Annotated in this window: 26 protein-coding genes and 3 tRNA genes; 15 read left to right on the top strand and 14 right to left on the bottom strand. The window is 67.9% G+C overall.

Annotation, left to right across the window (positions count from 1 at the left end; translation table 11 throughout):
• Positions 1-37: 37 nt before the first annotated feature.
• Together cynS and A5756_RS10985 are read left to right on the top strand one after the other, a co-directional pair.
• On the top strand, positions 38-505 hold the full coding sequence (gene cynS, locus A5756_RS10990; protein WP_066952030.1) for a cyanase: 468 nt from the start codon (positions 38-40) through the stop codon (positions 503-505).
• 1 nt (position 506) lies between these two features.
• Positions 507-1,502, top strand: a complete 996-nt coding sequence (locus tag A5756_RS10985; RefSeq protein ID WP_066952028.1) for a patatin-like phospholipase family protein — start codon at positions 507-509, stop codon at positions 1,500-1,502.
• A gap of 105 nt (positions 1,503-1,607) precedes the next feature.
• Here A5756_RS10985 and A5756_RS10980 read toward each other — a convergent pair whose 3' ends face one another.
• From A5756_RS10980 to A5756_RS10960, 5 genes are all read right to left on the bottom strand, one after another.
• A complete protein-coding gene (locus A5756_RS10980) occupies positions 1,608-2,087 on the bottom strand; it encodes a hypothetical protein (RefSeq protein ID WP_066952026.1) in 480 nt (159 codons plus the stop codon).
• The gene (locus A5756_RS10975; RefSeq protein WP_066952024.1) at positions 2,084-4,537 is read right to left on the bottom strand and encodes a molybdopterin oxidoreductase family protein; all 2,454 of its coding nucleotides are present in this window, start codon (positions 4,535-4,537) and stop codon (positions 2,084-2,086) included. The genes A5756_RS10980 and A5756_RS10975 overlap by 4 nt, the downstream gene beginning before the upstream one ends.
• 50 nt (positions 4,538-4,587) lie before the next feature.
• A complete protein-coding gene (locus A5756_RS10970) occupies positions 4,588-5,283 on the bottom strand; it encodes a crotonase/enoyl-CoA hydratase family protein (protein WP_066952022.1) in 696 nt (231 codons plus the stop codon).
• Positions 5,284-5,303: 20 nt separating this feature from the next.
• The gene (locus A5756_RS10965; protein WP_066952020.1) at positions 5,304-6,137 is read right to left on the bottom strand and encodes a hypothetical protein; all 834 of its coding nucleotides are present in this window, start codon (positions 6,135-6,137) and stop codon (positions 5,304-5,306) included.
• 69 nt (positions 6,138-6,206) lie between these two features.
• Positions 6,207-6,920 (bottom strand): MBL fold metallo-hydrolase, encoded by a 714-nt coding sequence (locus A5756_RS10960; protein WP_066952018.1) that lies wholly within the window; start codon positions 6,918-6,920, stop codon positions 6,207-6,209.
• Positions 6,921-7,055: 135 nt separating this feature from the next.
• Between A5756_RS10960 and A5756_RS10955 the strand changes: the two genes are divergently transcribed.
• The 11 genes from A5756_RS10955 (at position 7,056) to rplA (ending at position 11,809) form a co-directional block, all read left to right on the top strand.
• Positions 7,056-7,128, top strand: a tRNA-Thr gene (locus tag A5756_RS10955).
• Between the two features lie 52 nt (positions 7,129-7,180).
• Positions 7,181-7,254, top strand: a tRNA-Met gene (locus tag A5756_RS10950).
• Between the two features lie 43 nt (positions 7,255-7,297).
• Complete coding sequence (gene rpmG, locus A5756_RS10945) at positions 7,298-7,465, top strand: 50S ribosomal protein L33 (RefSeq protein WP_007167776.1); 168 nt, start codon at positions 7,298-7,300, stop codon at positions 7,463-7,465.
• A gap of 49 nt (positions 7,466-7,514) precedes the next feature.
• Complete coding sequence (gene hadA / locus A5756_RS10940; RefSeq protein WP_066952016.1) at positions 7,515-7,994, top strand: (3R)-hydroxyacyl-ACP dehydratase subunit HadA; 480 nt, start codon at positions 7,515-7,517, stop codon at positions 7,992-7,994.
• A complete protein-coding gene (hadB, locus tag A5756_RS10935; RefSeq protein ID WP_066952014.1) occupies positions 7,981-8,409 on the top strand; it encodes a (3R)-hydroxyacyl-ACP dehydratase subunit HadB in 429 nt (142 codons plus the stop codon). The genes hadA and hadB overlap by 14 nt, the downstream gene beginning before the upstream one ends.
• A gap of 13 nt (positions 8,410-8,422) precedes the next feature.
• Positions 8,423-8,923, top strand: a complete 501-nt coding sequence (hadC, locus tag A5756_RS10930) for a (3R)-hydroxyacyl-ACP dehydratase subunit HadC (protein ID WP_066952012.1) — start codon at positions 8,423-8,425, stop codon at positions 8,921-8,923.
• A 145-nt stretch (positions 8,924-9,068) separates the two neighbouring features.
• Positions 9,069-9,141 (top strand) — tRNA-Trp (locus tag A5756_RS10925).
• A gap of 147 nt (positions 9,142-9,288) precedes the next feature.
• Positions 9,289-9,744, top strand: a complete 456-nt coding sequence (gene secE / locus A5756_RS10920) for a preprotein translocase subunit SecE (protein WP_066952009.1) — start codon at positions 9,289-9,291, stop codon at positions 9,742-9,744.
• 27 nt (positions 9,745-9,771) lie between these two features.
• On the top strand, positions 9,772-10,554 hold the full coding sequence (gene nusG / locus A5756_RS10915; protein ID WP_066952007.1) for a transcription termination/antitermination protein NusG: 783 nt from the start codon (positions 9,772-9,774) through the stop codon (positions 10,552-10,554).
• 44 nt (positions 10,555-10,598) lie between these two features.
• On the top strand, positions 10,599-11,027 hold the full coding sequence (gene rplK, locus A5756_RS10910; RefSeq protein ID WP_066952006.1) for a 50S ribosomal protein L11: 429 nt from the start codon (positions 10,599-10,601) through the stop codon (positions 11,025-11,027).
• A gap of 74 nt (positions 11,028-11,101) precedes the next feature.
• The gene (rplA, locus tag A5756_RS10905; RefSeq protein ID WP_066951999.1) at positions 11,102-11,809 is read left to right on the top strand and encodes a 50S ribosomal protein L1; all 708 of its coding nucleotides are present in this window, start codon (positions 11,102-11,104) and stop codon (positions 11,807-11,809) included.
• A 3-nt stretch (positions 11,810-11,812) separates the two neighbouring features.
• On the opposite strand, the gene A5756_RS10900 is transcribed toward rplA, so the two are convergent.
• The 9 genes from A5756_RS10900 to A5756_RS10860 all read right to left on the bottom strand — a co-directional run bounded on the left by A5756_RS10900 (position 11,813) and on the right by A5756_RS10860 (position 20,222).
• Complete coding sequence (locus A5756_RS10900) at positions 11,813-13,033, bottom strand: RNA polymerase sigma factor (RefSeq protein WP_066951996.1); 1,221 nt, start codon at positions 13,031-13,033, stop codon at positions 11,813-11,815.
• Between the two features lie 9 nt (positions 13,034-13,042).
• A complete protein-coding gene (locus tag A5756_RS10895) occupies positions 13,043-13,738 on the bottom strand; it encodes a YciI family protein (protein WP_066951995.1) in 696 nt (231 codons plus the stop codon).
• Positions 13,739-13,832: 94 nt separating this feature from the next.
• Positions 13,833-14,729 carry a hydroxymycolate synthase MmaA4 gene (gene mmaA4 / locus A5756_RS10890; RefSeq protein ID WP_066952057.1) on the bottom strand — a complete coding sequence of 299 codons (897 nt, stop codon included), beginning with the start codon at positions 14,727-14,729 and terminating at the stop codon, positions 13,833-13,835.
• Positions 14,730-14,812: 83 nt separating this feature from the next.
• Positions 14,813-15,694, bottom strand: coding sequence for a cyclopropane mycolic acid synthase family methyltransferase (locus A5756_RS10885; RefSeq protein ID WP_066951993.1), 882 nt, complete (start codon positions 15,692-15,694; stop codon positions 14,813-14,815).
• A gap of 145 nt (positions 15,695-15,839) precedes the next feature.
• The gene (locus tag A5756_RS10880) at positions 15,840-16,700 is read right to left on the bottom strand and encodes a cyclopropane mycolic acid synthase family methyltransferase (protein ID WP_066951991.1); all 861 of its coding nucleotides are present in this window, start codon (positions 16,698-16,700) and stop codon (positions 15,840-15,842) included.
• An 87-nt stretch (positions 16,701-16,787) separates the two neighbouring features.
• Positions 16,788-17,693 (bottom strand): alpha/beta fold hydrolase, encoded by a 906-nt coding sequence (locus tag A5756_RS10875; RefSeq protein ID WP_066951989.1) that lies wholly within the window; start codon positions 17,691-17,693, stop codon positions 16,788-16,790.
• Positions 17,694-17,703: 10 nt separating this feature from the next.
• Entirely contained in the window at positions 17,704-19,050 is a 1,347-nt protein-coding gene (locus tag A5756_RS10870) for an AarF/ABC1/UbiB kinase family protein (protein ID WP_066951987.1), read from the bottom strand.
• A 42-nt stretch (positions 19,051-19,092) separates the two neighbouring features.
• A complete protein-coding gene (locus tag A5756_RS10865; protein ID WP_066951985.1) occupies positions 19,093-19,686 on the bottom strand; it encodes a DinB family protein in 594 nt (197 codons plus the stop codon).
• Positions 19,687-19,688: 2 nt separating this feature from the next.
• A complete protein-coding gene (locus A5756_RS10860; RefSeq protein WP_066951983.1) occupies positions 19,689-20,222 on the bottom strand; it encodes a DinB family protein in 534 nt (177 codons plus the stop codon).
• 45 nt (positions 20,223-20,267) lie between these two features.
• On the opposite strand from A5756_RS10860, the gene A5756_RS10855 reads away from it, so the two are divergent.
• Both A5756_RS10855 and A5756_RS10850 read left to right on the top strand, forming a co-directional pair.
• On the top strand, positions 20,268-24,440 hold the full coding sequence (locus tag A5756_RS10855) for an NEW3 domain-containing protein (RefSeq protein WP_066951980.1): 4,173 nt from the start codon (positions 20,268-20,270) through the stop codon (positions 24,438-24,440).
• A complete protein-coding gene (locus A5756_RS10850; RefSeq protein WP_066951978.1) occupies positions 24,437-25,048 on the top strand; it encodes a malonyl CoA-ACP transacylase in 612 nt (203 codons plus the stop codon). Before A5756_RS10855 ends, A5756_RS10850 begins: the two co-directional genes overlap by 4 nt.

Genomic DNA, 25,048 nt, shown 5'->3' with positions numbered 1-25,048 from the left:
CGCCGGATCCGCACGGCGGCCGTCGCCGCCGGCGTGCATGCTTGGGGCCATGAACAGACACGAGATCACCGAGCAGATCGTCCTGGCCCGCCTGAGGCTCGGCCTGACGTGGCAGCAGCTGGCCGATGCCATCGACCGGCCGCCGGTATGGACCACCGCGGCGCTGCTCGGCCAACACCCCATTCCCGCTGAACTGGCAAGGATTCTCGCCGAGAAACTGAACTTGGACGAATCGGTGGTGCCCGTGCTGGCGGCACCACCCATGCGCGGCGGCCTGCCGACCGCCGTGCCGACCGACCCAACGATCTACCGCTTCTACGAGGCTTTGCAGGTTTACGGCGGCGCCATCAAGGAGCTGATCCACGAACAGTTCGGCGACGGCATCATGAGCGCGATCAACTTCAGCGTCGACCTGCAGAAGAAATCAGACGCGTCCGGCGACCGCGTGGTGGTGACCCTGGACGGCAAATTCCTTCCATACCAGTGGATTTCGTCGGATACCTGAAATGGCGGCCGAGGCGAAGCCGGTAGACCTCGTTCTCTCCGGCGGGGGCGTGAAGTTCATCGGCCTGGTCGGTGCGGTCGCCGCGCTCATGGATGCCGGGTACTCGGCCTATCGGGTGTCGGGTGTTTCGGCCGGATCGGTGGTCGCGGTGATCTCGGCGGCCGCGTCCAACGGGGATCAACTGACCAGTGGTCAGGTCAGGGAACTCGCGCTGTCGGTGCCGTTGCGGAGTTGGCGGGACGCGGGCCCGGTGCCCTTCGTCGGGTCCGCGTGGGGGCTGGTGCGAGACACGGCCATGTACCGCGGCGATTTCGCCCACGCGTGGATCCGCAGCGAGCTGAAGAACCTGGGGGTTGTCACGTTCGGTGATCTCGCGCTCCACGACGCCGACCTTCCTCCCGAACGGCGCTACAAGGTGGCGGTCACGGTCGCCGATGTCACCGCGGCGCAGCTGGTGCGACTGCCCTGGGACTATCAGCGGCTTTACGGGCTCGATCCCGACGAGCAGCCCGTCGCCGACGCCGTCCGCGCCTCGATGGCGATCCCGTTCTTCTACCCCCCGGTCAGGCTGACCGACACCATGGGGCTCACCTCCAACCTGGTCGACGGCGGGGTGCTGTCGAACTTCCCGGTCGACTCGCTGGACCGCACCGACGGCAAACCGCCGCGCTGGCCGACATTCGGGATCACGGTGATGCCCAAGCTCGCCGAGGGCGTGGAACAGGTGTTCCCCGCGTTGCGCCCGCTGCGTTTCCTCAAGCAGTCCGCGCTGCTGCAAAGCCTCTTCACCACCATGCTGGTCGGCCATGACCAGGCACAGCTGAGCCTGCCGTGGGTCAAATGTCGCACCATCGGAGTCGCGTCCACCGACGTGAGCGTTCTCGACTTCGGTATTTCCAGGGCTCGCCTGGAAGAGCTCTGCGACAGGGGCTACGCGGCCGCGCAGGATTTTTTGTCGACCTGGGACTGGCCGGCGTATCTGGACCGGTTCCGATGAATCGTCGCGGAAGTGAAGTGACGGCACGTCGCGCACATGTCAGACTGGCGGCGAGGAGGCGAAGGGAACGCGGTGGCGGCTAGCAGCGGCCACCGCGTTCGCCATTCAGTTCATCAATACCTGTGGCGAAAGTTCCTTCAGCATCGCGTTGGCCCAGCGCATCTGGCGCAGCGTCTCGGGGTGGCAGCGCGACGCCAAGCTCAGCAGTTCGGAATCCTTGGCGGCCTGCGCGCCCTGGGCCAGCAACTCCCAATCCAGTGACACCCCCGCCGCCAGGCGGTGAATCCGCCGCAAGTCGGCGAGCAGCACCAGGCCCGGCTCCGGCCGATGCCGCAGGATGCCGCTCATCCGGGACTGCACGGCGCGGGTGATCGCGCGGGTGCGGGGCTCGGCGGACAGGTGCAGACCGTAGTGGCGGCCGTGCTCGGCCAGTTCGTTCAGGTGCTGTCGCGACCAGCCGGCCAGGTCTTGCGCCAGGTGATCGATGTCCGGGTCGCTGTGGTGCCGGGCGGCCACCAGGTTGAGTTTGTGGGCCAGTTTGCGTTCGGAGCGGTGCAGCTCGCGGATCGCCATTTTGAGCTTCATCGCCGCCCCCCGGTCGCCAGGACTTCGGTCACGGCGGCGGCCGCCCCGCCCGCCGTGGCGGGCACCGCCCCATTGACCGGCGCGGACGCCGTTGTGGTGGGCGCGTGCGCGGCGCCGTTTCTTTCGGCCTGGCCCGCTCGACTCTTCTGGATTCGAGCTGCCGCGGTCTTGTAGATCGGCTGCTTGGAAACAGGATCCCAATCGGTGAGGGTGAGTTCGTTGCCGGCCCGCTGGTGGGCCTTGCTGCCGGTGTCCCAATAGCCGTAATGGAAGGGCACGAACAGAACGCCGGCGCGGATGCCGCAGATGCGGGCGGCGCAGGTGACGCGGCCGCGCGGCGTGCTCACGTCCACAAGGTCGCCCTCACCGATGCCCAGACGCCGGGCGTCGGGTTCCGAGACCTCGACCCACACCTCGGGTGCCGCATCCTGAAGCTGCTGTGCGCGAGCCGTTTTCGTGCGGGTGTGGAAGTGGTAGACGGTGCGGCCGGTGATCAACGCGAACGGATACTCGGAGCTGGGCCGCTCGTGCGGGGGAAGGTATTCGGCCGCCTTGATGATGGCCTTGCCGAAGGGATTCATGGAGCGGTATTCATCCGGCTGCAACGGGGCGCCCGTGATCAGGTCTTTGCCGTACGCCTCGCAGTAGTCCGGTGCCGACCAGAACCCGGCGTCGGCGTAGAGCCGTTCGGTGCCGTCGGGATGCTCTGCGTTGCAAGGCCATTGGATGCCGCTGCCGCCGCGCAGCTTCTCATAACTCAGGCCGGTGTAGTCGCACGGCCGGCCCGCGGTGCATTCCTTCCACGCCTCGAACGCCGACTCGGGATCGGTCCACGGCGGGAACGGTTGGCCGTCCTTGTCGCGGAAGTCCATCCGCCGCGCATAGTCCAGGAAGATGTCGAGGTCCGAACGCGCGGAACCCGGTGGCTCCACGGCCTTTTCGGACAGGTGCACGGTGCGGTCCGCGTTGGTGAAGGCACCGGTCTTCTCCCCCCATGCCGCGGCCGGCAACACCACGTCGGCCAGCGCGGCGGTCTCGGTCATGAAGATGTCCTGGACGATGAGAAACAACCGCTCTTGGGAGAAGATGTCACGGATCCGCGGCAACTCCGGCAGGGACACCGCGGGATTGGTGGCGGTGACCCACAACATCCGCAGGGTCCCCTCCTCGGCGAAGCGGAACATCTGCATGGCATGGGTCGGCGGGCCGTAGTGCGGAATCTGGAGGGGCTCCAGGTTCCACAACTTCGCCAGCTGCTTGATGTGGGAGTCGTTCGACCAGTTGCGGAAGCCGGCCAGGTCCCCGTCCGCGCCGCACTCGCGGGTGTTCTCGGCGGTCGGCTGCCCGTTCATCTGCAGCACTCCGCAGCCGGGCTTGCCCAGCATGCCGCGCACCAAATGAATGTTGTTGACCTGCACGGCCGCCGCGGTCGCCTGGTGTGATTGATAGAAACCCTGCAACACGGTGGACAGCAACCGCTCGGCGGTGCCGAGTAGCCGCGCCGCGCGCCGGATGTCCTCGGCCGCCACCCCGCAAATCTCGGCGACCCGTTCCGGCGGGAACTCCTCGGCCCGGCTGCGCAGCTCGCCGAAACCGACTGTGTGCGTGTCGATGTAGTCCCGGTCGATCCAGCCGTGGCCGATGATCTCGTGTAGCAGGCCGTTCATCAGTGCCACGTTGGTGCCGGGCAGCGGCGCGAGGTGAACGGTGGCGTGCCGGGCAACCGGCGTGAGCCGGGGGTCGACGCACACGATGGCCGGCGGTGAGTCGCCGGCCAGCCGGTCCAGCATCCTGGCCCACAGCACCGTTTGCGTCTCGGCGACGTTGTGGCCGAACAGCGCGATGACGTCGGCATGGTCGACGTCGGTGTAGGAACCCGGTTGCCCGTCGCAGCCGAACGATTCCTTGAGGGCCTCGGCCGCCGTCGCGGTGCACAGGCGGGTGTTGCCGTCGACGTGGTTGGTGCCGATCGCCCCGTGCGCGATGGCCCCCTGGGTGTAGTACGCCTCTAGGAACAACTGCCCGGAGGTGTAGAAGCCGATGGAACTGGGGCCGTAGTTGTCCAGCAGTCGCCTACTGCGAGCCACGATGTGGTCCATCGCGGTGTCCCAATCGCACGGCCTCAGTTCGCCGCCGACTCGAATCATCGGACTGGTCAACCGGTCTCGCGAGTTATTGGCCTGCCAGCCGAACAGGTCTTTGGGGTCGAGCCGGCCGTGGTTGACCCGGTCGACGGCGCGGCCGCGTACCCCCACGATCCGTCCGTCCTTGACGGCGATGTCCAGGCCGTCTCCGTTGGAATGCAACACGGCCGCCGACTGCACCCAGCGGTCCACCGACTCGGGTGTGACGCCGTCGGCCAGGTAGGTGTCGACGCGCTCGGGCCACCGCGTACCCGGTCCGTACGGTGTCCGCGTTCCCCAGGGCTCCGCGATCCGGTCTACTGTCACGCCGGGGGCGTACCCGGCCGCCGGGGTCCAAAACGTGCTGGCCAGGCCGCCTACAGGCCGAACTCGGCCTCGATGCCGTCGATCCCGGCCCGAATGGCCTTTAGCGCGTCGGCCCGGGCACGCAATTTCGTTGCGGCGTGGGCGCGTTGGTGCAGACCGGCGAACTCACGCGCGGCCTCCTCGGCCCGGCTCGCCACCATCTCCGGCAGCACGATCTCGTCGACGAAGCCGGCGGCCAGCGCCGTCTCACCGAAGAACGTCCTGGCGAGCCCGGCGGCTTGCTGGTACGCCGAGTGCGTCAGCCGCAGCTTCATGATCTCCAGCGCCGCGTACGGGATGACCATGCCGATCGCCACCTCGTTGGCCTGAATGTTGTAGGCGTGCGCGGCCACCCGGTGATCGCCGGACGACAGCAGGAACGCCCCCATCGCGATGGCGTGGCCGGTGCAGGCCATCACGACCGGCTTGGGATGCGACAGCAGCCGATAGGACAGCTCGAAGCCCCCGCGCAGCATGTCGATCGCCGGCTGCGCCTCGCCGGAGGTGAGGATCTTCAGGTCGAAGCCGCCGCTGAACACCCGGTCGTTGCCGGTGATCACCAGCGCCCCGGCGTTGTCCGCCTCGGCCCGGTCGATCGCCTCTCCCAACGCCTGCTGCATGGTCGGACCCAAGGCGTTGACCTTGCCGTCGTCCATCTTGATGACCGCGATGGAATCCTTGAGGCTGTAGTGGACCGGGCCGCTCATCGGTTGCTGGCTCCTTGCCGTCACGCGGGCTGACTGTGGTGTTTGCCCAGGTCGTCCTCGGCCTCGCCCCAGCGCAGGCTGACATCGGTGGGCTCGTCGAGCTGGCGGGTGCGCCATCTGTCCTGCGTTTCCCGCACCGCCCCGTTGATCCGTTCGATCTCGCTGCGGAACACCTCGGGACGGGTTTCCTTGCTCGCGTAGTGGAAGTACGTCAGCAGCCCGCGCAGCAGCTCCAGCTTCTGCTTCTCGCGCTTCGCCAGGTCGTGGGTCGTCATCAGCTCGATGCGCTGGACGGGCGGCAGGGAGTCCCAGTCCAGCACCACCTGGGTCTCCAGCGGAACGCGCTCGCGCTCGAAGAACCGTCGCCCGTGCGGGCGCTCCGGGCGATCGAAGTAGCTGATGGTGCCGGTGAAGCGAGACTCGATGCCACTGCCGATCTCGGCGCGGTCGAGGGCCGAATCCCACACCATGCGCCATTCCTGGCCGGGGGCCAGCACCGGCACCTCGCGGGGGAGTCGCAGTTCGGCGACGTCGGCGTACCCGTCGGTGGCGTTCTCGTATTCGGCCACCGTCGGCGGATTCATGAACGAGAACGTGATGTCGTACGCCGCCGTCTGACCGAAGTTCCGAACCACCAGTTCGATGACGTGCCAGTCGGCGGGATGCGGTTCCATGAACATCGCGACTTGCGGCCGGGTCTGCTCGGCGACCAGCCGGCGGTTACGGGTGATCTGCCGGTTGGTGAAGATCAGGGTGACGACCGCGAGCGCGATCGCCGCCCATGCCGCCCACGCGATCCAGGTGCTGGACCCAACGTGCGTGATTCCGTGCCAGCCGTCCTGGATCCACCCCATGGAAGCCACCCTCCGCTTATATCACAGGCCGGTTGCCGGCCCGTCCCGATCGAGCGATCGCCGCCCGCCTCAGCCGCCCATCAGCATTCGCCACTGCGCCAGGTCCGCGGCGCGATACACGTAATTGGACCGTTTGACTTCCGACAACGATGCGCTCGGTTCCGCCGAATACCAATGCCCGGGAAAAACCGTCGGGTCGCCGGGCAGGGTCGCGAGTTGCTGCAGGCTGCGGTACATCTCGTCGGAGTCGCCGCCGGGAAAATCGGTCCGGCCGCAGCCCTCCAGGAACAACGTGTCACCGGCCACGAGGCGACCATCGAGCAGGAAGCACTGGCTGCCGGGGGTGTGGCCGGGCGTGTGCAGCAACTCGATCTCGATGTCGCCGATGCTGACCTTGTCGTGATTCTCGTGGGCGGTGAGATCACCCACGCCGATCCCGGTAACTCGCGAAATCCATTGTGCTTCATGGGTATTGACATGCACCGGCACGGCTTTGCGTTCCAGCAGCTCGGCCAGGCCCTGCAGGGTGAAGCCCATCATCGATCCGCCCACGTGGTCGGGATGATGATGGGTCACCAGGACCCCCGACAGGTGCATGCCGTCGGCCTCGAGCGTGTCGAGCAGTTCGCCGGCCGCGTAGGCGGGGTCGACCACCACGCAATCGCCCGTTTCACGGTCGCCGATCAGGTAGGCGAAGTTGCGCATCTGGGTCGCGAACATGTCGCCGGCGGCGAAATCGCGCCCCGAGAGCAGTTGACGAAAGTACAGCCGGTCCGTTGACACGTGACCAGACTAGGGCGTGCCCGCGGAGGGTCCGCAGCGCAGGCGACCGCCGGGCCCAAAGCCCGTGGTTTGGTCCGGTTGCGCGCCAGGTTGTACCCTCTTTTAGGCCCACGGCACTGCCGATTCGGGTGAACGGCCCCCTTAGCTCAGTCGGTAGAGCGTTTCCATGGTAAGGAAAAGGTCAACGGTTCGATTCCGTTAGGGGGCTCGGCGGACGCCGAGCAGGCGTGGCGGCTTCAACCCCGAATGGGGTGGCCAGAGGCGATGTAGCTCAGTCGGTTAGAGCGAACGACTCATAATCGTTAGGTCGCCGGTTCGAGTCCGGCCATCGCTACAACACAACAATGCATTTTTGAGAGATTTGAGAGAGAACCGTCATGGCTTCCAGTACCGACGTGCGGCCGAAGATCACCTTGGCATGCGAGGTGTGCAAGCACCGCAACTACATCACCAAGAAGAACCGCCGGAACGACCCGGACCGGATGGAGCTGAAGAAGTTCTGCCCGAACTGCGGCAAGCACCAGGCGCATCGAGAGACGCGCTAGCGGTGACCCGCGAGTGATTATTGAGACCGACTAGGTAGATTTTAGAGCCGTGCCGTTAACCGAAGACATCGTCGGTATGCACTTCCGCTATCCCGACCATTATGTCGTGGAGCGGGAGAAGATCCGCGAGCACGCGGTCGCCGTGCAGAACGACGATGCCGCATTCCTCGAGGAGAAGGCGGCGGCAGAACTCGGGTACGACGGGCTGCTGGCCCCGCTGACGTTCATCTGCGTGTTCGGCTACAAGGCGCAGACGGCGTTCTTCAAGTATGCGAACATCGCCGTGCAGGACGCGCAGATCGTTCAGGTCGACCAGGTGCTGAAGTTCAACGCGCCGATCGTGGCGGGTGACAAGCTGTACTGCGACGTCTACGTGGATTCGATGCGGGTGTCGCACGGCACCCAGATCATCGTGACCAAGAACATCATCACCAATGACGCCGGTGATGTCGTGCAGGAGACCTACACGACCCTGGCGGGTCGTGCGGGTGAGGATGGAGAAGAGGGATTTTCTGATGCCACTGCGTGAGTTCAGCTCGGTGAAGGTGGGTGACCAGCTCCCCGAGCGGACCTACCCGCTGACCCGTCAGGATCTGGTGAACTACGCGGGCGTCTCGGGCGACCTGAACCCGATCCACTGGGACGACGAGATGGCCAAGGTCGTGGGGCTGGACACCGCGATCGCGCACGGCATGCTCACCATGGGCATCGGTGGCGGCTACGTCACCGCGTGGATCGGTGACCCCGGTGCGGTCACCGAGTACAACGTGCGGTTCACCGCGGTGGTGCCGGTGCCCAACGACGGCAAGGGCGCCGAGCTGGTCTTCAGCGGCCGGGTGAAGTCGGTCGACCCGGAGACCAAGTCCGTGACCATCGCGCTGACGGCCACCACCGGCGGCAAGAAGATCTTCGGTAGGGCCATCGCGTCCGCGACCCTCGCGTAGGCCGGGCCTGTTAATGGCTTTAAAAACCGATATCCGCGGAATGATCTGGCGGTATCCGGACTACTTCGTCGTGGGCCGTGAACAGCTCCGCCAGTTCGCCTTGGCCGTCAAGGACCGCCACCCCGCCCACTACCGGGAGGACGCGGCCGCCGCACTCGGCCACGACGCGATCCTCGCGCCGCTGACCTTCGCGACCATCTTCGCCAAGCTGGTCCAGCTGGATTTCTTCCGGCACGTCGACATCGGCATGGAAACTCTGGTGATCGTGCAGGTCGATCAGCGGTTCGTGTTTGCCAAGCCGATCAAGGCCGGCGACAAGCTGTGGGCCCGGATGGACGTCATGTCGGTGGTCGAGCGGTTCGGCGCCGACATCGTGGTCACCAAGAACATCTGCATCAATGAGGATGGTGAGTTGGTCTTGGAGGCCTACACCACGCTGATGAGCCAGCACGCCGACCAGTCGGACAACCTGCGCTGGGACCCGGAGTCCGGGCAGGTCGTCAGAACGGCGTAATTAGTATCTGACTCGCGCGTCGATGTACACTCGGACCTCGGGGTTTTCCCAGCATCAGCGCGCTTTCCGTGAAGTCGAGCAATCGGAAGGCGCGCGTGTCATGTAAGCCCCGGTAGGTAAGCGCAGGTTGGCCTGCCAACCGCGAAGGGGCGTAGCTCAACTGGCAGAGCAGCGGTCTCCAAAACCGCAGGTTGCAGGTTCAAGTCCTGTCGCCCCTGCTGAACGCGACGTCCGGGGACGATGCGGGCCGGAACGGCCCGAGGAGGAGCCGGACAATAGAAAAGGCGTGCCATGGTGGACACTGGAATAGTGGCCGTCCACCACGGGACGGCCCGCGGGATACTAGCAAACTTAAGGAGCATGCGGTGAGCGACGAAGGCGACGCTGCCAACGACGCCACAAGCGACGGCGCTGACAGGGAGGACGACCGCGCAAACGGCGGTCGGACCGCTGTGGTGACGCGGCCGCAGCGCCCCACCGGCAAACGATCTCGGCAGCGGGCGGCCGACGCCGGCGAGGACGTCGACGTAGAGTCGGCGGACGAGGCCGAGGTTGCCAAAGAGGACAAGGCCACCAAGGGCGCCAAAGCCAAGAAGGCCAAGAAGCCGAAGAAGCCAGGGGACCGTTCGGCCAACCCGTTCGTGTTCGTCTTCAACTACCTCAAGCAGGTGGTTGCAGAGATGCGGAAGGTTATCTGGCCCAACCGCAAGCAGATGCTCACCTACACATCGGTGGTGCTGGCGTTCCTGGCTTTCATGGTGGCGCTGGTCGGCCTCGCGGACTTCGGCCTCACCAAGCTTGTGCTGCTGGTGTTCGGCTGAGCGAGAAGATAGAGAGGACTGAAAACCGTGACTACCTTCGACGGTGACACGTCCGCGGGTGAAGCGGTCGACGTAGAAGAGCGCGCCGAGGGCGCTGCGGAGGCCCCGGAAACGGAGGCTGAAGCGGCCCCGGAAACGGACGCTGAAACCTCGGCGGCCGAGGCTCCCGAGGAGTCGGCCGAAGAGGTCGACCCGGCGGCCGCGCTCAAGGCGGAACTGCGCCGCAAGCCCGGCGACTGGTACGTCATCCACTCCTACGCGGGATACGAGAACAAGGTCAAAGCCAATCTCGAGACCCGTGTGCAGAACCTGGACGTCGGCGACTACATCTTCCAGGTCGAGGTGCCCACCGAAGAGGTCACCGAGATCAAGAACGGTCAGCGCAAGCAGGTCAACCGCAAGGTGCTGCCCGGCTACATCCTGGTGCGCATGGATCTGACCGACGACTCGTGGGCCGCGGTGCGCAACACGCCGGGCGTCACCGGGTTCGTCGGGGCGACGTCGCGCCCGTCGGCCCTGACGCTCGACGACGTGGTCAAGTTCCTGCTGCCGCGGGGCGCGACCAAGAAGGCCGCCAAGGGCGCGGCCACCACCGCCGCGGCCGCCGAGGCGGGCGGGCTGGAGCGTCCGGCCATCGAGGTCGACTACGAGGTCGGCGAATCGGTGACGGTCATGGACGGGCCGTTCGCCACGCTGCCGGCGACCATCAGCGAGGTCAACGGCGAACAGCAGAAGCTCAAGGTGCTGGTGTCGATCTTCGGCCGCGAAACGCCGGTCGAATTGACGTTCAGCCAGGTCTCCAAGATTTAGCTCGGGCCGTTGCGCCCACCCCCAGGAAGGAACACCAACATCTCATGGCCCCGAAGAAGAAAGTCGTTGGGCTGATCAAGCTGCAGATCGTGGCGGGGCAGGCCAACCCTGCGCCGCCGGTCGGACCCGCGCTCGGCCAGCATGGCGTCAACATCATGGAGTTCTGCAAGGCCTACAACGCGGCCACGGAGAACCAGCGCGGCCAGGTCATCCCGGTGGAGATCACGGTCTACGAGGACCGCAGCTTCACCTTCGCCCTCAAGACGCCGCCCGCCGCCAAGCTGCTGCTCAAGGCCGCCGGCGTGGGCAAGGGCTCGGCCGAGCCGCACAAGACCAAGGTCGCCAAGGTCACCTGGGACCAGGTTCGTGAGATCGCCGAGACCAAGAAGACCGATCTCAACGCCAACGACATCGACGCCGCCGCCAAGATCATCGCCGGCACCGCCCGGTCGATGGGGATCACCGTCGAATAGTTTTCAACACCGACACCGTGGGAGGGCCAGCTTCGGCCCGCTAACCACGACCCAACACCCGATTGGATGAATCAATGAGCAAGAACAGCAAGGCATACCGCGCCGCCGCCGAGAAGGTGGACCGCAACAGCCTGTACAGCCCGCTCGAGGCGGCCAAGCTCGCCAAGGAGACCGCGTCGGCCAAGCAGGACGCGACGGTCGAGGTGGCGATCCGGCTCGGCGTCGACCCCCGCAAGGCGGACCAGATGGTCCGCGGCACGGTCAACCTGCCGCACGGCACCGGTAAGACCGCCCGCGTCGCGGTGTTCGCGGTCGGCGACAAAGCCGAACAGGCGCAGGCCGCCGGCGCCGACATCGTCGGCAGTGACGACCTGATCGAGAAGATCCAGGGCGGCTTCCTGGACTTCGACGCCGCGATCGCGACCCCGGACCAGATGGCCAAGGTCGGTCGCATCGCTCGCGTGCTTGGCCCGCGCGGCCTGATGCCGAACCCCAAGACGGGCACCGTGACCCCCGATGTCGCCAAGGCCGTCGCCGACATCAAGGGCGGCAAGATCAACTTCCGCATCGACAAGCAGGCCAACCTGCACTTCGTCATCGGCAAGGCGTCCTTCGACGAGAAGGCCCTCGCCGAGAACTACGGCGCCGCGCTCGACGAGGTGTTGCGGCTCAAGCCGTCCGCCTCGAAGGGCCGTTACCTGAAGAAGATCACCGTGTCGACGACCACGGGCCCGGGCATCCCGGTGGACCCGGCCGTCACCCGCAACTTCGCGGAGGCCTGAGCCCTACTGCCCGCCGCACTCCGCGATGCGGCGGCGCAGGAACTCGCGGCCCGGCTCGGAACCGTTGACTCGCAACGCTTCTCGGTACCAGGTGACAGCATCGGCCGGCCTGCCCGCGCGCCTGAGCAGGTCGGCGCGCACCGTCGCGACCAGATTGGAGCGGCCGAGCCGGGGGTCGTGGGCCACCTCGTCCAGGGCCGCGAGGCCGGCGTCGGGTCCGTCGCGGAAGCCGACCGCCAGGGCGCGGTTGGCGCGCACGACCGGTGAGTCGGTCAGCGTCAGCAGCCGGTCGTAGGCCGCGCAGATGGTGGCCCAGTCGGTCCGGTCCCAGGACGGCGCCGTCGCGTGCAGCGCGGCGATCACCGCCTGTGGCAGATAGGGGCCCGTCGAACCCTCGGCCCGGCGTAACCGGTCCAGCCCCCGGGCGATTCGGCCGCGGTCCCACCTGCGACGGTCCTGCTCCTCGAGCGGCACCAGCATCCCGGCGTCGTCGACCCGGGTGGCTCGTCGCGAATCGTGCAGCAGCATCAGGGCCGCCAGCGCCTGGGCCTCGGGCTCCTGCGGCATCAGCGCGCACAGCTCGCCGGCCAGCCTGATCCCCTCGTCGCACAGCTCGTCGCGGATCGCCGACAGGCCCGCCGTGGACCAATAGCCCTCGGTGAACACCGAGTAGACGCAGCCGAGCACGTGCGGGGTGCGTTCGGGCAGCAGCTCGGCGGGCGGCACCCGCAACGGGATGTTGGCATGCCGAATCTTGTTCTTGGCGCGCGTGATTCGCTGCCCGATCGCCACGTCGGTCTGCAGCAGCGCGCGGGCGATCTCGGGGACGGTCAGCCCGGATACCAGCCGCAGGGTGAGCGCCAGTTGGGATTGGCGGTCCAGGGCGGGGTGCGCGCAGGTGAACATCATCCGCAACTCGTCGTCACGAACGGGAGACGGGTCGGTGTGATCGGTGCGCGCCCGTATTTCGTCGATCACGGCCGCCAATTCCTTTCCGGGACGGACGGATTCGCGGCGCAGGCGGTCGCGCGCCCGGTTGCGGGCGACGGTCACCAGCCATCCGCCGGGATTGTCCGGCAGGTCATCGCGGTCCCAGGTGCGAAGCGCCTCGGCGCAGGCTTCCTGGACGGCGTCCTCCGCCACGGTGAGGTCGCCGGACCACCGCGCGAGCGCGGCGACCGCGGGTCCCCATTCCCGCCGGAAGACGCCGTCCAGGTCGGACACCGGCGACGCTCAGAGCCCCGAGAGCCCGGCCAGCTGCCGCACCTGCACCGTCGAGGCGGGGATCATCGAGGCCAGCTTGACGGCCTCGTCGCGGTCCGCGGCACTCAACAAATAGATCCCGGTGGCGATTTCGGCGCCTTCCACGTAGGGCCCGTCGGTGATCAGGACCTCGCCGTCGCGCACCCGCACGGTCGTTGCCGTGGAGCGATCGTGCAGCGCGGCGCCGCCGATGATGTGATCGCCCGCGGCAGCGTGGAGATCGGCGTGCTTTGCCGCCACCGCTTCCCACTCCGGTGTGCCCGGCGTGTGCGCGGATTCGGCCGGCTCCAGCAGCAGCGCGAGCCAGTCGTTGCCCCTGAGCTCGCGGGACAGCTCGACCGAGTGCACCGCGGGCCAGACCTCCACCGCGCCGAACGTGGCGAGCGGGACGTCACGCGCCAACGCCAGTGCCTCGTCGAGGTTTTCGGCTTCGAACAGGTAGAAGCCGCAGGCCACTTCGGCGGATTCGGCGAAGGGGCCGTCGGTGACCACCGGCGCATCCGGGCCGCCGGTGATGACCGCCGCGGCGGCGGCGGGCGCCAGGGCATCCCCGGATTTGATCGCCGCGCCGGCCTTGGCGTGAAATTCTCCCCAGGCGGCCATCGCGTCCGGGCCTTCGGGCGCGCGGTCCTGTTCCCTGCTGATCAATAAGGCGAAGTACTGCATGTCTCGTCACCTCCAGATAGCGAGCGAAGCCCCGTGCTCCACTCTCTACCTATCCGACGAACGACGCAGCCCTAATCCGACAGCGGCGGAGAAATCAGCTGACGGCTCCGGGCTTCAGGTACGTCACCAGGCTGACGTCGAGCGCCTCGTCGGTGAAGTAGTGCTCGCAGCCGCGCAGGTACTTGATGTAGCGGTTGTAGACCTCTTCGGACGTGACCTCGATGGCCTTCTGCTTGTTGGACTCCAGTGTGTCGCCCCAGATGTGCAGCGTCTTGATGTAGTGCGGTCGCAGTGAAAGCGGTTCGGGTACAACGAATCCCGCCTTCTCGCCATGGTCGACCATCATCTGGGTGGAGGGCAGCCGGCCACCCGGGAAGATCTCGGTGAGGATGAACTTGATGAACCGGGCCGTCTCGAATGTCAGCTTCTTGCCGCGGGCGGCCAGGTCGTACGGGTGATAGCTGACGCTGCTCTGCACGGTCATCCGGCCGTCGTCGGGCATGATGTCGAAGGTCCGCTTGAAGAAGTCGTCGTAGTTCTCGTGCCCGAAGTGCTCGAAAGCCTCGATCGACACGATGCGGTCGACGGGCTCGTTGAAGTCCTCCCAGTTCTGCAACCGCACCTCACGCGACCGGTTGGTGTCGATGGAGGCCAACACCTGCTCACAGCGGGCATGCTGGTTCTTGGACAGGGTCAGGCCGATGACGTTGACGTCGAACCGCTCGACCGCGCGCTTCATGGTGGTGCCCCAGCCGCAGCCGATGTCCAGCAGGGTCATCCCCGGCTTGAGGTCCAGCTGGTCCAGGTTCAGGTCGATTTTGGCGTACTGGGCCTCTTCCAGCGTCATGTCGTCACGCTCGAAGTAGGCGCAGCTGTAGGTCCGGGTGGGGTCCTGGAACAGGGCGAAGAAGTCGTCGGAGACGTCGTAGTGCGCCTGAATGTCTTCGGGAGCCGTCCGTATCTTCGTGGGGCTAGCCGGTTGATCAGCCATTTTCGTCTGGTTCTCCTGGATGAAGTTCACTGCGTATTTCCCACGGCTTTGCCTCGGGGTGTGACGTGCAACGATACCCAACTCTACTTTTCCAGCGTGAATTGGTTGCAGTCGATGTATCCCGTGCGGAAGGCCCCGGCGCAGCCGGTCAGGTACTTCATGTAGCGCTCGTAGACCTCCTCGGACTGGATGTCGATGGCCTCGGCCCGGCGCGCCTGCAGGGCGCCGGCCCACAGGTCGAGGGTCCTGGCGAAGTCGGTCCGCAGCGACTGGACGTTGGTCACCCGGAAGCCGATCTTCGTCGAGTGCTCCTCGATGGTCTCGATCATCGGCAGCCGGCCGCCCGGAAATATCTCGGTCAAGATGAACTTGATGAACCTTGCCACCCCCATCGTCAGGGGCAGGCCGCGCTCGATGGCCTGCCTTCCGTGCAATGCCGAGATCGAGTGCAGCAGCATCACACCGTTGCGGGGCAGGGCGGTATAGGCGAATTTGAAGAAGTCGTCGTAGCGGTGAAAGCCGAAGTGCTCCAACGCCTCGATGGTGACGATGCGGTCCACCGGTTCGCTGAACTCGGCCCAGTCGCACAGCAGCGCCCGCCGCGACCGGCCGGTGTCGATCCCGTCGAGCACCTGTTGGCAATAGGAGTGCTGGTTTTTGGACAGGGTCAGCCCGATGACGTTGACGTCGTAGCGCTCGACGGCGCGTTTCAACATCGAACCCCAACCGCAGCCCACGTCGAGCAGGGTCATCCCCGGCTCGAGCCGGAGCTTGTCCAGGGTCAGGTCGAGCTTGGCGAGCTGCGCCTCCTGCAGCGTCATGTCCTGGCGGGGGAAATACGCGCAGCTGTAGGTGCGGGTCGCGTCCTGGAAGAGCGCGAAGAATTCGTTCGACAGGTCGTAGTGCGCCCGTACGTCGTCGAAATTGGAGCGCGTACGAACAGCGCCGGCCGGGTTGTCAGACATATGTCCTCCCGAGAGGACGGCCGCCAGAGAGGTGGCCATCTCCGGGGGCACGCTACCCGCCGGGGATGGAAAACCCCGCATTTGCGCGCGTGCGCCGAAGTTTTTACGGGTCCGCTTCTTTACCGTCGGCCCCGGCGGCTGGGCGCTACTTGGTCAGCGTGTACTGGGCCACGTTGGAGATGCCCTTGCGGAACAGGTTCGCGCAGCCGGTGAGATAGCGCATGAAGCGGTCGTAGACCACTTCGGACTGGATGGCGATGGCGCGCTCGCGATTGGCCTCCAGGTTGGCCGCCCACATGTCCAGGGTCCGCGCGTAATGCGGCTGCATGTATTGGATCTGCTCGACCGAGAAACCGCTGGCTTGCGCATAGTCGACGATGTCGGCTTCACCGCACATCTGCCCGCCGGGGAAGATTTCCTTGCCGAGGAAATGCAAGAAACGCAGATCCGACATCGTGATTTGGACGCCGCGCTCCTGCCAGTTCGCCTGCGGGTACGTGAATATGCTGTGCATCATCATCCGGCTGTTGTCGGGGAGGGTCTTATAGGCCCAATCCCAGAACGCGGGCCACCGTTCCTTCTTGAACGCGTCGAAGGCCTCGAAGCTGATGATCCGATCCACCTGCTCGTCGAACTCTTCCCAACCCTGCAGCCGGGCCTCGGCCCGCCGCGTCGTGGGAATGGCGGCCAGCCTTTCCTTGGTGCGCGCATAGTGGTTGCGGCTCAGCGTGATGCCGATGACGTTCACGTCGTATTTCTCAACCGCGCGGACCACCGCCCCACCCCAGCCGCACCCGACGTCGAGCACCGTCATGCCAGGCTCGAGCTCCAGCTTGTCCAGCCCCAGATCGAGCTTGGCGAGCTGCGCCTCTTCCAGCGTCATGTCGTCGTTCTCGAAGTACGCGCAGGTGTACACCATGTTGGGGTCGAGGAACAGCGCGAAGAAGTCGTCTGAGATGTCGTAGGTTGCCTGCGACTCTTCGTAATACGGCTTCAGCTTGGCCATTGGTGGACCCACCTCCTTGGACAACCGTACAACCCGGCGATACGGACTGGGATCGCAGGGGAAGCGTTTCTCTCGAGTGTTTTTGGCTCAGTTCGCTCTGGCGAAGTTGCCCGCCAACACGCCGATCACCTGATCCCACAACTGCTGTGGCAGATCATGGCCCATCCCGTCGAATAACACCAATCGGGCGCCGTCGATGGATCTGGCCACCGCGCGGCCGCCGAAGGGCCGCATCAGCTTGTCCGCCCGGCCGTGAATCACCACGGTCGGGGCGGCGGTTCGGCGGTTGTAGCGCCTCAGGCTGCCGCTGCCCAGCACGGCGTCGAAATGCCGGGCGACGCCCCAGGGGTAATAGCTGCGTTCGTAGCTCTCGATGGCCTCGGCCCGAAGTTGCTCCTCGGAAGCCAAAAAGCGCCGGCTGCCGATGATCTTGCTGACCCGGATGGAGTTATCGACGATCACCTCGCGCGGCGAGCTCGGCGGCGGCCCCTTGATGAGCGCCAGCAACTGGCGCGGACCGGGTGGTGGCAGGAAGGCCGAGTTATTGCTGGAGAAGATGACCCCGAGGGTTCTCGTCCGCTCATGGAATCGCGCCGCGAAAATCTGGGCGATCATGCCGCCCATCGACGCGCCCACGACGTGTGCGTGCTCGATGCCCAGGTGATCCAGCACGGCCGCGGCGTCGTCGGCCATGTCCTCGAGCCTGTATGCCGCCTCGCTCGGCAGGCCCAGCCAGGAGCGCGCCAGCCGCGTCACCAGCGGCTGCCCCGAGCTGCGGTGCTGAGTTTTGCTCGACAGGCCGACGTCCCGGTTGTCGTACCTGATGACGCGCAGCCCGTGGTCGACCAGCCGCTCGCAGAAAGCGGTTCGCCACAGCAGCAGCTGGGCGCCCAGCCCCATGATCAGCAGCACGGGTGGGTCGTCGATGTCGCCCATGTCCTCGTAATAGAGCTTCAAGTCGCCGACGGTGGCGGTCCCGGTGCGGATCTGCATCAGAGTGCCCCTACACCTCCAGATCGGGGGAGTGCTCGCGGCTTACCTCGACCATGAAGTTGGCGAAGTAGCCGGTCAGCTGCGGGTCGGACATCATCTGCCACTTGGGGGCGAGCAGCTTCATGTACCGCTCGACGTAGAGGAACTGCTTGCCGATCAGCACCAGCTCGCGGGGCAGCTTGACGTCGTAGGCGTCGGCCAGGGCCGACAGTTGCCGCCCGATGTCGGCGTAGGACAGGTCGCCCAGCGTCTGCATGGTCAGCGGGGTGGCGAAGCGCTCCAGGTCCTTGGCGGCCTGAGCCTCGGGCTTCATGGTCCCGACGGCCCCCATCAGCACCACGATCTTGCCCGCGGCGGCGTGGTCCTTCTTGACCAGCAACGCATACACCAGTTCGCGCAGCAGCCAGCGGGTGCGCGGGTCGATGCGGCCCATGATCCCGAAGTCGAAGAACACGATGCGGCCCGCCTCGTCGACGTAGAGGTTGCCGGCGTGCAGGTCGCCGTGAAACAGCCCGTGCCGCAGCCCACCCTCGAAAAGCGAGAACAGCAGCGCCTTCACCAGTTCGACCCCGTCGAACCCGGCCTTGCGGATGGCGGCGACGTCGTCGATGCGGATGCCCTGCACCCGCTCCATCGTCAGCACCCGCTCGGAGGTGAAGTCCCAGTGCACCTGCGGCACCCGGATGTTGCGGCCCAGCGGGGAGGCGTGCAGGTGCGAGACCCACGCGTCCATCGACTGCGCCTCCAGCCGGAAGTTCAGCTCCTCGGCCAGGTTGTCGGAGAAGTCGGCGACCACGTCCTGCGCCGAGAGCCGGCGGCCCATCTTTGCCAGTTCGACGGCCTGGGCGAAGCGCTTGAGGATCTGCAGGTCGGCGGCGACCCGGCGGCGAATGCCGGGGCGCTGGATCTTGACGACGACCTCTTCGCCGGTGTGCAGGGTGGCGTAATGCACCTGGGCGATGGACGCCGACGCGAACGGCGTCTCCTCCCACTTGGCGAACAGGTCGGCGGGGTCACCCCCGAGCTCCTCGACGAGGAGCTTGTGCACCTCTTCGGTGTCGGCGGGCGGCACCCGGTCGAGCAGGCCGCGGAATTCGCGGGACAGCGATTCGCCGAACGCCCCGGGGCTGGACGCGATGATCTGACCGAATTTCACGTACGTCGGGCCGAGGTCGGCGAAGGTCTGCGGGAGCTGCTTGATCGCCTTCTGCTGCCACGGGCCCTTGCCCGGCAGCTTGCTGACGATCCGCGCGGCGGTGCGGGTGACCTGCCAACCGGTGACGGCCACCCGGGCCGCTTCCACCGGCAGCGGCACCCGGTCAAGCCTGGCCACGTCTCGATGTTTGGTAGAGCTCATCTAAAGCAGTCTGCCAAATCGGCGGAGTCAGTCCCAATTCCTCTAGCTCGGGCTCCAGGGTTGCACCCAGCCCTGGATCGCCCAGCCCTCCAGCGCCGCGATCAACTCGTACATGGTCGCGCCGTCGATGGTTTCGCGGATGATGTCGGCGTGCCCGGCGTGCCGGGCCAACTCGTTGATCACATGGAGGATCACCCAGCGCACCGACCAGGCCTTCTGGTCCTTGGGAAACCACGGGATGTCCTGCGGAACCGGCACCGCCGCGTCGAGGTCCGCGGTCTCCGCCAGGCGCAGCGACGTCGCGTTCTGTTCTTCGAATGCCCGCAGCAGACCGGCCAGGGTCTCGTCGGGCCGCATCACGTGCTGATCCGCGAACTCCTTGGTGATCTGCTCGAACGGGCGAGGGTCTTTCGGCGGCGCGTCCGGTGCGGCGGCGACCCGCGCCATCCAGCTGCGCTGCATCGCGGTGGCGTGCTTGATCAGCCCGCCGATCGACAGCGCGCTGACCGAGGGGGTGGACCGCGCCTGTTCGTCGGTCAGGCCGTAGGACACCGCGAAGTACGCGCTTTGGTGGTAGGCCAGGTATTCGCGCAGGGCGCTGCGTTCGTCGGCTACGGGCCGGGCAAGAGCGGGCATTCTCAGGCCTTCCGGTCGGTGATCTGGCGATGGACGTAGAGGTCTCGAAGACAAGCGATCTCGGCGCCGTGGTGGATCGCTTCCCGGTTGATGTGCAGGACGAGCTCGCTCAGCTGGTGCTCAGCGTAGGGCCCCTCCGCCGGACCGCAGCGCCGGCTGAGATCCGCCGCCGAGAGCGACCGCACTCCGTTGATCCACGTGGCGTAACAGTCATCGAGCTGTCTCAATGCGGTGACGGCGTCGGTGGCGTAGTTCCAACTCAGGTAGTCGGCGGGCGGGCCACCGAAGTGGTTGTGGTTGCGCATGGCGAAAACTCCGACGATGACGTGTGCCATGCGCCAGGCGATCGTGGTGAACGGCGGCGGGGAGGGGGCCGGGTAGGTGTAGTCCACCGACCCGTCCGGCTGTACCGTCCAGCAGTTCGGCACCGGCCGCCAGAAATACTCGTGATCGGTCAGGCCTTCCAGCCGAGGGCGCAGGTGTCCCCGCCAGTGCCAGTCGAGCTGGTCGGCCAGTTGGGTGGTGATGTCCGCCATGGCGCCTAGCTTTCCAGCAGGGGGTGACACCCGTAAGGTTCGGGGATGCAGCTGGTTTCGGCCCTCTCGACCGAGCTGTTCGTCGGGCCGCCGGATGCGCCGCTGCAGGTGGTGCGCGTGGCCGTCTCCGGGTGCGCCGAGCCGACGCCGGTCCGCGTCGGCGGCGACGGGCTGGGCGGGGAGGCGCTCGCGCAGCCCGGCCGCGAGGTGGTCGAGGTCCCGGTCGCGCTGCGCGATCCGGTCGCCGGTGAGCGCCGGGCCGCGCGCGTCGACGCCGCCGGCGCCGCCCTGCCGTTCGACTTCGTCGTGGCCGAGCCCGGCTGGACCATGTTCATGGTCAGCCACTTCCACTACGACCCGGTGTGGTGGAACACCCAGGGCGCCTACACCAGCGAGTGGACCGAGGACCCGCCGGGGCGCGCCCGGCAGACGAACGGCTTCGAGCTGGTGCACGCCCACCTGGAAATGGCCCGCCGCGAGCCCGAGTACAAGTTCGTGCTGGCCGAGGTCGACTACCTCAAGCCCTATTGGGACACCCGGCCCGAGGACCGCGCCGACCTGCGCCGGTTCATCGCGCAGGGTCGCGTCGAGGTGATGGGCGGCACATACAACGAACCCAACACCAACCTGACCAGCCCGGAAACAACCATTCGAAACCTGGTGCACGGCATCGGTTTTCAGCGTGACGTGCTGGGCGCCGATCCGGCCACCGCCTGGCAGCTGGACGTGTTCGGCCACGATCCGCAATTCCCCGGGCTGGCCGCCGACGCCGGGCTGACGTCGAGCTCGTGGGCCCGCGGCCCGCACCACCAGTGGGGCCCGGCGCTGGGCGGCGGGGACGTCGAGCGGATGCAGTTCAGCAGCGAGTTCGAGTGGATTTCGCCGTCGGGCCGCGGGCTGCTCACCCACTACATGCCCGCGCACTACTCGGCGGGCTGGTGGATGGACTCGGCCACGTCGGTGGCCGAGGCCGAGGATGCCACCTTTGCGCTCTTCGATCAGCTGAAAAGGGTCGCGCTGACGCGCAACGTGCTGCTGCCCGTCGGCACCGACTACACGCCGCCGAACAAGTGGGTGACCGCCATCCACCGCGACTGGGCCGCCCGCTACACCTGGCCGCGCTTCGTGTGCGCGCTGCCGCGGGAGTTCTTCGCGGCCGTGCGCGCCGGACTGGCCGAGCGCGGCCGCGCGCCGTCGCCGCAGACCCGGGACATGAACCCGATCTACACCGGCAAGGACGTGTCCTTCATCGACACCAAGCAGGCGAACCGGGCCGCGGAGAACGCCGTCCTGCAGGCCGAGCGGTTCGCCGTGTTCGCCGGGCTGTTGGCCGGCGCCGAGTACCCGCAGGCGGCGCTGGCCAAGGCGTGGGTGCAGCTCGCGTACGGGGCGCACCACGACGGCATCACCGGCTCGGAATCCGACCAGGTCTACCTCGACCTGCTGACCGGCTGGCGCGACGCGTGGGAGCTGGGCCGAGCGACGCGTGACGCCTCGCTGGCGTTGCTGTCCAGCGCGGTCGGCGGTGACGTCGTCGTGTGGAATCCGCTGGCGCAGAAGCGGACCGACGTCGTCACCGCGCGGCTCGACGCGCCGCTCGCGGGCGGGGTCCGGGTGCTGGACGCCGACGGTGCCGAGTCGCCCGCGCACGTCGAGCACGGCGGCCGGTCGGTCACCTGGCTGGCGCGGGAGGTGCCGTCGATGGGGTGGCGGGCCTACCGGCTGGTTCCCGATGACGGCCCGAGCGGCTGGCAACCCGTGGCGGGCTCGGCGATCGCGAACGAGCACTACCGCTTGGAGGTCGACCCGGCGCGCGGCGGGGGAGTCGTGTCCCTGGTCGCGGACGGCCGCGAGCTGGTCGCCGAGGGCCGGGTGGGCAACGAGCTCGCGGTCTACGAGGAATACGCGGCGCACCCGACGCAGGCCGAGGGCCCGTGGCACCTGCTGCCCAAGGGGCCGGTGGTCTGCTCGTCGGATTCACCGGCGCGGGCGCGGACCTACCACGGCCCGCTGGGGCAGCGGATCGTCGTCACCGGGCGGATCGACACGGTGGCGCGCTACACCCAGACTCTGACGCTGTGGCGCGGGGTGCCGCGGGTGGACTGCCGCACCACCATCGACGAATTCACCGGGGCCGACCGCCTGGTGCGGCTGCGCTGGCCGTGCCCGCTGCCGGGCGCCATGCCGGTCAGCGAGGTCGGTGACGCCGTCGTGGGGCGGGGTTTCGGGTTGCTGCACGACGGGACCGAATCGGTGGACACCGCGCGGCACCCGTGGACGCTGGACAACCCCGCCTACGGCTGGTTCGGCCTGTCCTCGGCGGCGCGCGTGCGGGTGGGCTCGCCGCACAGCCAAGCCGTGCGCGCGATCTCGGTGGCCGAGGTGGTGTCGCCGGACGAGGCGGTGTCCGGTCCGCTCGCGCGCGAGCTGATGGTTGCGCTGGTCCGCGCCGGGGTGACGGCGACCTGCAGCGGCGCGGACAAGCAGCGCTACGGCCACCTCGACGTCGATTCGAACCTGCCCGATGTGCGCATCGCGCTGGGCGGACCGGCCCGCAACGCGTTCACCAAGGCGGTGCTGGCGCAGGCGGACCCGGTGTACGCGGAAGACCTCGACCGCCAGTTGGCGACGACGGGACGGGCCAGGGTCTGGGTGCCGGCCGCGACGCCGTTGGCCGCGGTGTGGGTGCCGAGCGCCGATCTGCGCGCGCCGGACGCGCTGCCGGTGCTGGTGATCGCCGGCCGCGACGCGGAGAGCCTGGCCGCCGAGATCGCGTCGGTGGCCGACGACCTCGGCGACGCCGAAGTCGTCGTCACGCAGCGCGCGCCGGCGGGAACCGGCGAATTCGAGGACCGCACCGTCGCCCTGCTCAACCGGGGCGTGCCCAGCTTCGCCGTCGACGCCGAGGGCACCCTGCACACCGCGTTGATGCGGTCCTGCACCGGTTGGCCGTCGGGCATCTGGATCGACGAGCCGCGCCGGACCGCCCCGGACGGCTCGAACTTTCAACTGCAGCACTGGACACACGTTTTCGACTACGCGCTGGTCTGCGGGGCCGGCGACTGGCGGCGCGCCGAGATCCCCGGCCGCAGCGCACAGTTCTCCCACCCGCTGCTGGCGTGCGCATCCGGCCGGGCGGGGGGCGCGTTGCCCGCGGCGGGATCCCTGCTGAGCGTCGAGCCCGCCGGCCGGGTGCAGCTGGCGGCGCTCAAGGCGGCCGGCAACCCGCTCACGGCGGGCAGCGCCCGGCCCGTCGCCCCGAGCGCGGTGGCCCTGCGACTCGTGGAGACGACGGGGTCGCCAACCAGCGTGGTGATCGGTTCGGACATCGGCGAGGTGAGCGACTTCCGCGACGCCGACCTACTCGAATCGCCGCGCGCCGGCAGCCGGCCGCTCGACCTGCACGGCTATCAGGTGGCCACCGTGCTGGCCCGATTCCGAGCGCCCCCCGTGCGGACGGGTTCGGGCGCGCTGGCCCCGCAGGCCGAAACCGCGCAGCCGTTGTACGCGCGCTACTGGCTGCACAACCGGGGCCCCGCGCCGCTCGGCGGGCTGCCGGCCGTCGCTCATCTGCATCCCGCGCGGGTGGCCGCCGAGCCCGGCGGCGAGGTCATGCTGCGCCTCACGGCGGCCAGCGACTGCAGCGACACGACCCTGACCGGGGCGGTCACCCTGGTGTGTCCGCAGGGCTGGTCGGCCAAGCCCGACGAGCTCCCCCTGACACTGCGCAGCGGCGAATACCGCGAGACCGACGTGGCGGTGTCGGTGCCCGCCCACGCCCAGCCGGGGCTGTACCCGGTCCGCGCCCAGCTCCGCATCGGCGGGGAAGACGTCCCGCCCGCGTGGCGACAGACGGTCGAGGATGTCTGCCTGGTCGAGGTCGGCGCGTGCCACGAGGCGCAGCCGGTCTACCTGGTCGACGGGCCGGCTGACGTCGAGGTGACCGCCGGCGGTACGGCGGCGCTGAGCGTAAGGGTCGGCACCCACGCCGGGGCGGACCTGGCGCTCGAGGCGCACCTGATCAGCCCGTGGGGCACGTGGGAGTGGCTGGGCCCCGCCGCGGTGGGTGCCGTGCTGCCCGCCCACGGCACCGTTGACGTTCACTTCGACGTGAGCCCGCCGGCCGGGCTGGACCGCGGCGAGTGGTGGGCCCTGGTCCGGTTCGGCTGCGCCGGCCGGCTGGTCTACACCCCGGCGATACGGGTGACGGTGACATGAGCGTGGTCGCGACGGTGGCCGGCGTTCCGGTGCTTGTCGACGAGGTCGACGCGGCCGAGGCGCGGCTGCGCGGCGGGCGGGCCGCGGCCGCGCTCCCGGCCGGCGGCACCGCGGAGGGGCGTCAACTGCGGCGCTGGCTGACCCAGCTGATCGTGACCGGGCGGGTTGTCGCGGCCGAGGCCGACGCGCGCGGCCTGACCGGGGCGGGTGCGCCGAGCGAGGCCGAACTGCTGCCCGACGCGACGGCCCGGCTGGAGCTCGGCAGCATCGCCGCGGCCGCGCTGGCCGACGCGCGTGCGCGAGCGCTCTTCGCCGACATCACCGCCGCGGCGAGCGTCACCGACGAGGAGGTGGCCGCCTACCACGCCCGCAACCCGCTCCGGTTCGCCGAACCGCGTCACGAGCAGCACGGCTGGCGGGTCCCCGCACCGGTCGGCCCGCCGCTGGACGACGTCCGGCCGGCGATCGCCGACCGGCTGCGGGGCGCCGCGCGGCGGCGCGCCTTCCGGGTCTGGCTGGACGCGCGGCGCGCCGAGCTGGTGCGGCTCGCTCCCGGCTACGAGCATCCCGGCGACCCCCGCCAACCCGACAACGTCCATCGGCACTGA

Origin of the sequence: Mycobacterium sp. 852002-53434_SCH5985345 (assembly GCF_001667155.1) — a bacterium.
In the GTDB taxonomy this organism is placed as follows: Bacteria; Actinomycetota; Actinomycetes; order Mycobacteriales; family Mycobacteriaceae; genus Mycobacterium.
The sequence above is the reverse complement of the archived record's forward strand: the minus strand, read 5'-3'. Positions and strand labels throughout refer to the sequence as shown.

Coding starts and splice junctions, on each gene's coding strand:
- cynS (WP_066952030.1), top strand. CDS start 38: ATGCTTGGGGCCATGAACAGACACGAGATCACCGAGCAGATCGTCCTG.
- A5756_RS10985 (WP_066952028.1), top strand. CDS start 507: ATGGCGGCCGAGGCGAAGCCGGTAGACCTCGTTCTCTCCGGCGGGGGC.
- A5756_RS10980 (WP_066952026.1), bottom strand. CDS start 2,087: ATGAAGCTCAAAATGGCGATCCGCGAGCTGCACCGCTCCGAACGCAAA.
- A5756_RS10970 (WP_066952022.1), bottom strand. CDS start 5,283: ATGAGCGGCCCGGTCCACTACAGCCTCAAGGATTCCATCGCGGTCATC.
- A5756_RS10965 (WP_066952020.1), bottom strand. CDS start 6,137: ATGGGGTGGATCCAGGACGGCTGGCACGGAATCACGCACGTTGGGTCC.
- rpmG (WP_007167776.1), top strand. CDS start 7,298: ATGGCTTCCAGTACCGACGTGCGGCCGAAGATCACCTTGGCATGCGAG.
- hadB (WP_066952014.1), top strand. CDS start 7,981: ATGCCACTGCGTGAGTTCAGCTCGGTGAAGGTGGGTGACCAGCTCCCC.
- hadC (WP_066952012.1), top strand. CDS start 8,423: ATGGCTTTAAAAACCGATATCCGCGGAATGATCTGGCGGTATCCGGAC.
- rplK (WP_066952006.1), top strand. CDS start 10,599: ATGGCCCCGAAGAAGAAAGTCGTTGGGCTGATCAAGCTGCAGATCGTG.
- rplA (WP_066951999.1), top strand. CDS start 11,102: ATGAGCAAGAACAGCAAGGCATACCGCGCCGCCGCCGAGAAGGTGGAC.
- A5756_RS10895 (WP_066951995.1), bottom strand. CDS start 13,738: ATGCAGTACTTCGCCTTATTGATCAGCAGGGAACAGGACCGCGCGCCC.
- mmaA4 (WP_066952057.1), bottom strand. CDS start 14,729: ATGGCTGATCAACCGGCTAGCCCCACGAAGATACGGACGGCTCCCGAA.
- A5756_RS10885 (WP_066951993.1), bottom strand. CDS start 15,694: ATGTCTGACAACCCGGCCGGCGCTGTTCGTACGCGCTCCAATTTCGAC.
- A5756_RS10880 (WP_066951991.1), bottom strand. CDS start 16,700: ATGGCCAAGCTGAAGCCGTATTACGAAGAGTCGCAGGCAACCTACGAC.
- A5756_RS10875 (WP_066951989.1), bottom strand. CDS start 17,693: ATGCAGATCCGCACCGGGACCGCCACCGTCGGCGACTTGAAGCTCTAT.
- A5756_RS10870 (WP_066951987.1), bottom strand. CDS start 19,050: ATGAGCTCTACCAAACATCGAGACGTGGCCAGGCTTGACCGGGTGCCG.
- A5756_RS10865 (WP_066951985.1), bottom strand. CDS start 19,686: ATGCCCGCTCTTGCCCGGCCCGTAGCCGACGAACGCAGCGCCCTGCGC.
- A5756_RS10860 (WP_066951983.1), bottom strand. CDS start 20,222: ATGGCGGACATCACCACCCAACTGGCCGACCAGCTCGACTGGCACTGG.
- A5756_RS10855 (WP_066951980.1), top strand. CDS start 20,268: ATGCAGCTGGTTTCGGCCCTCTCGACCGAGCTGTTCGTCGGGCCGCCG.
- A5756_RS10850 (WP_066951978.1), top strand. CDS start 24,437: ATGAGCGTGGTCGCGACGGTGGCCGGCGTTCCGGTGCTTGTCGACGAG.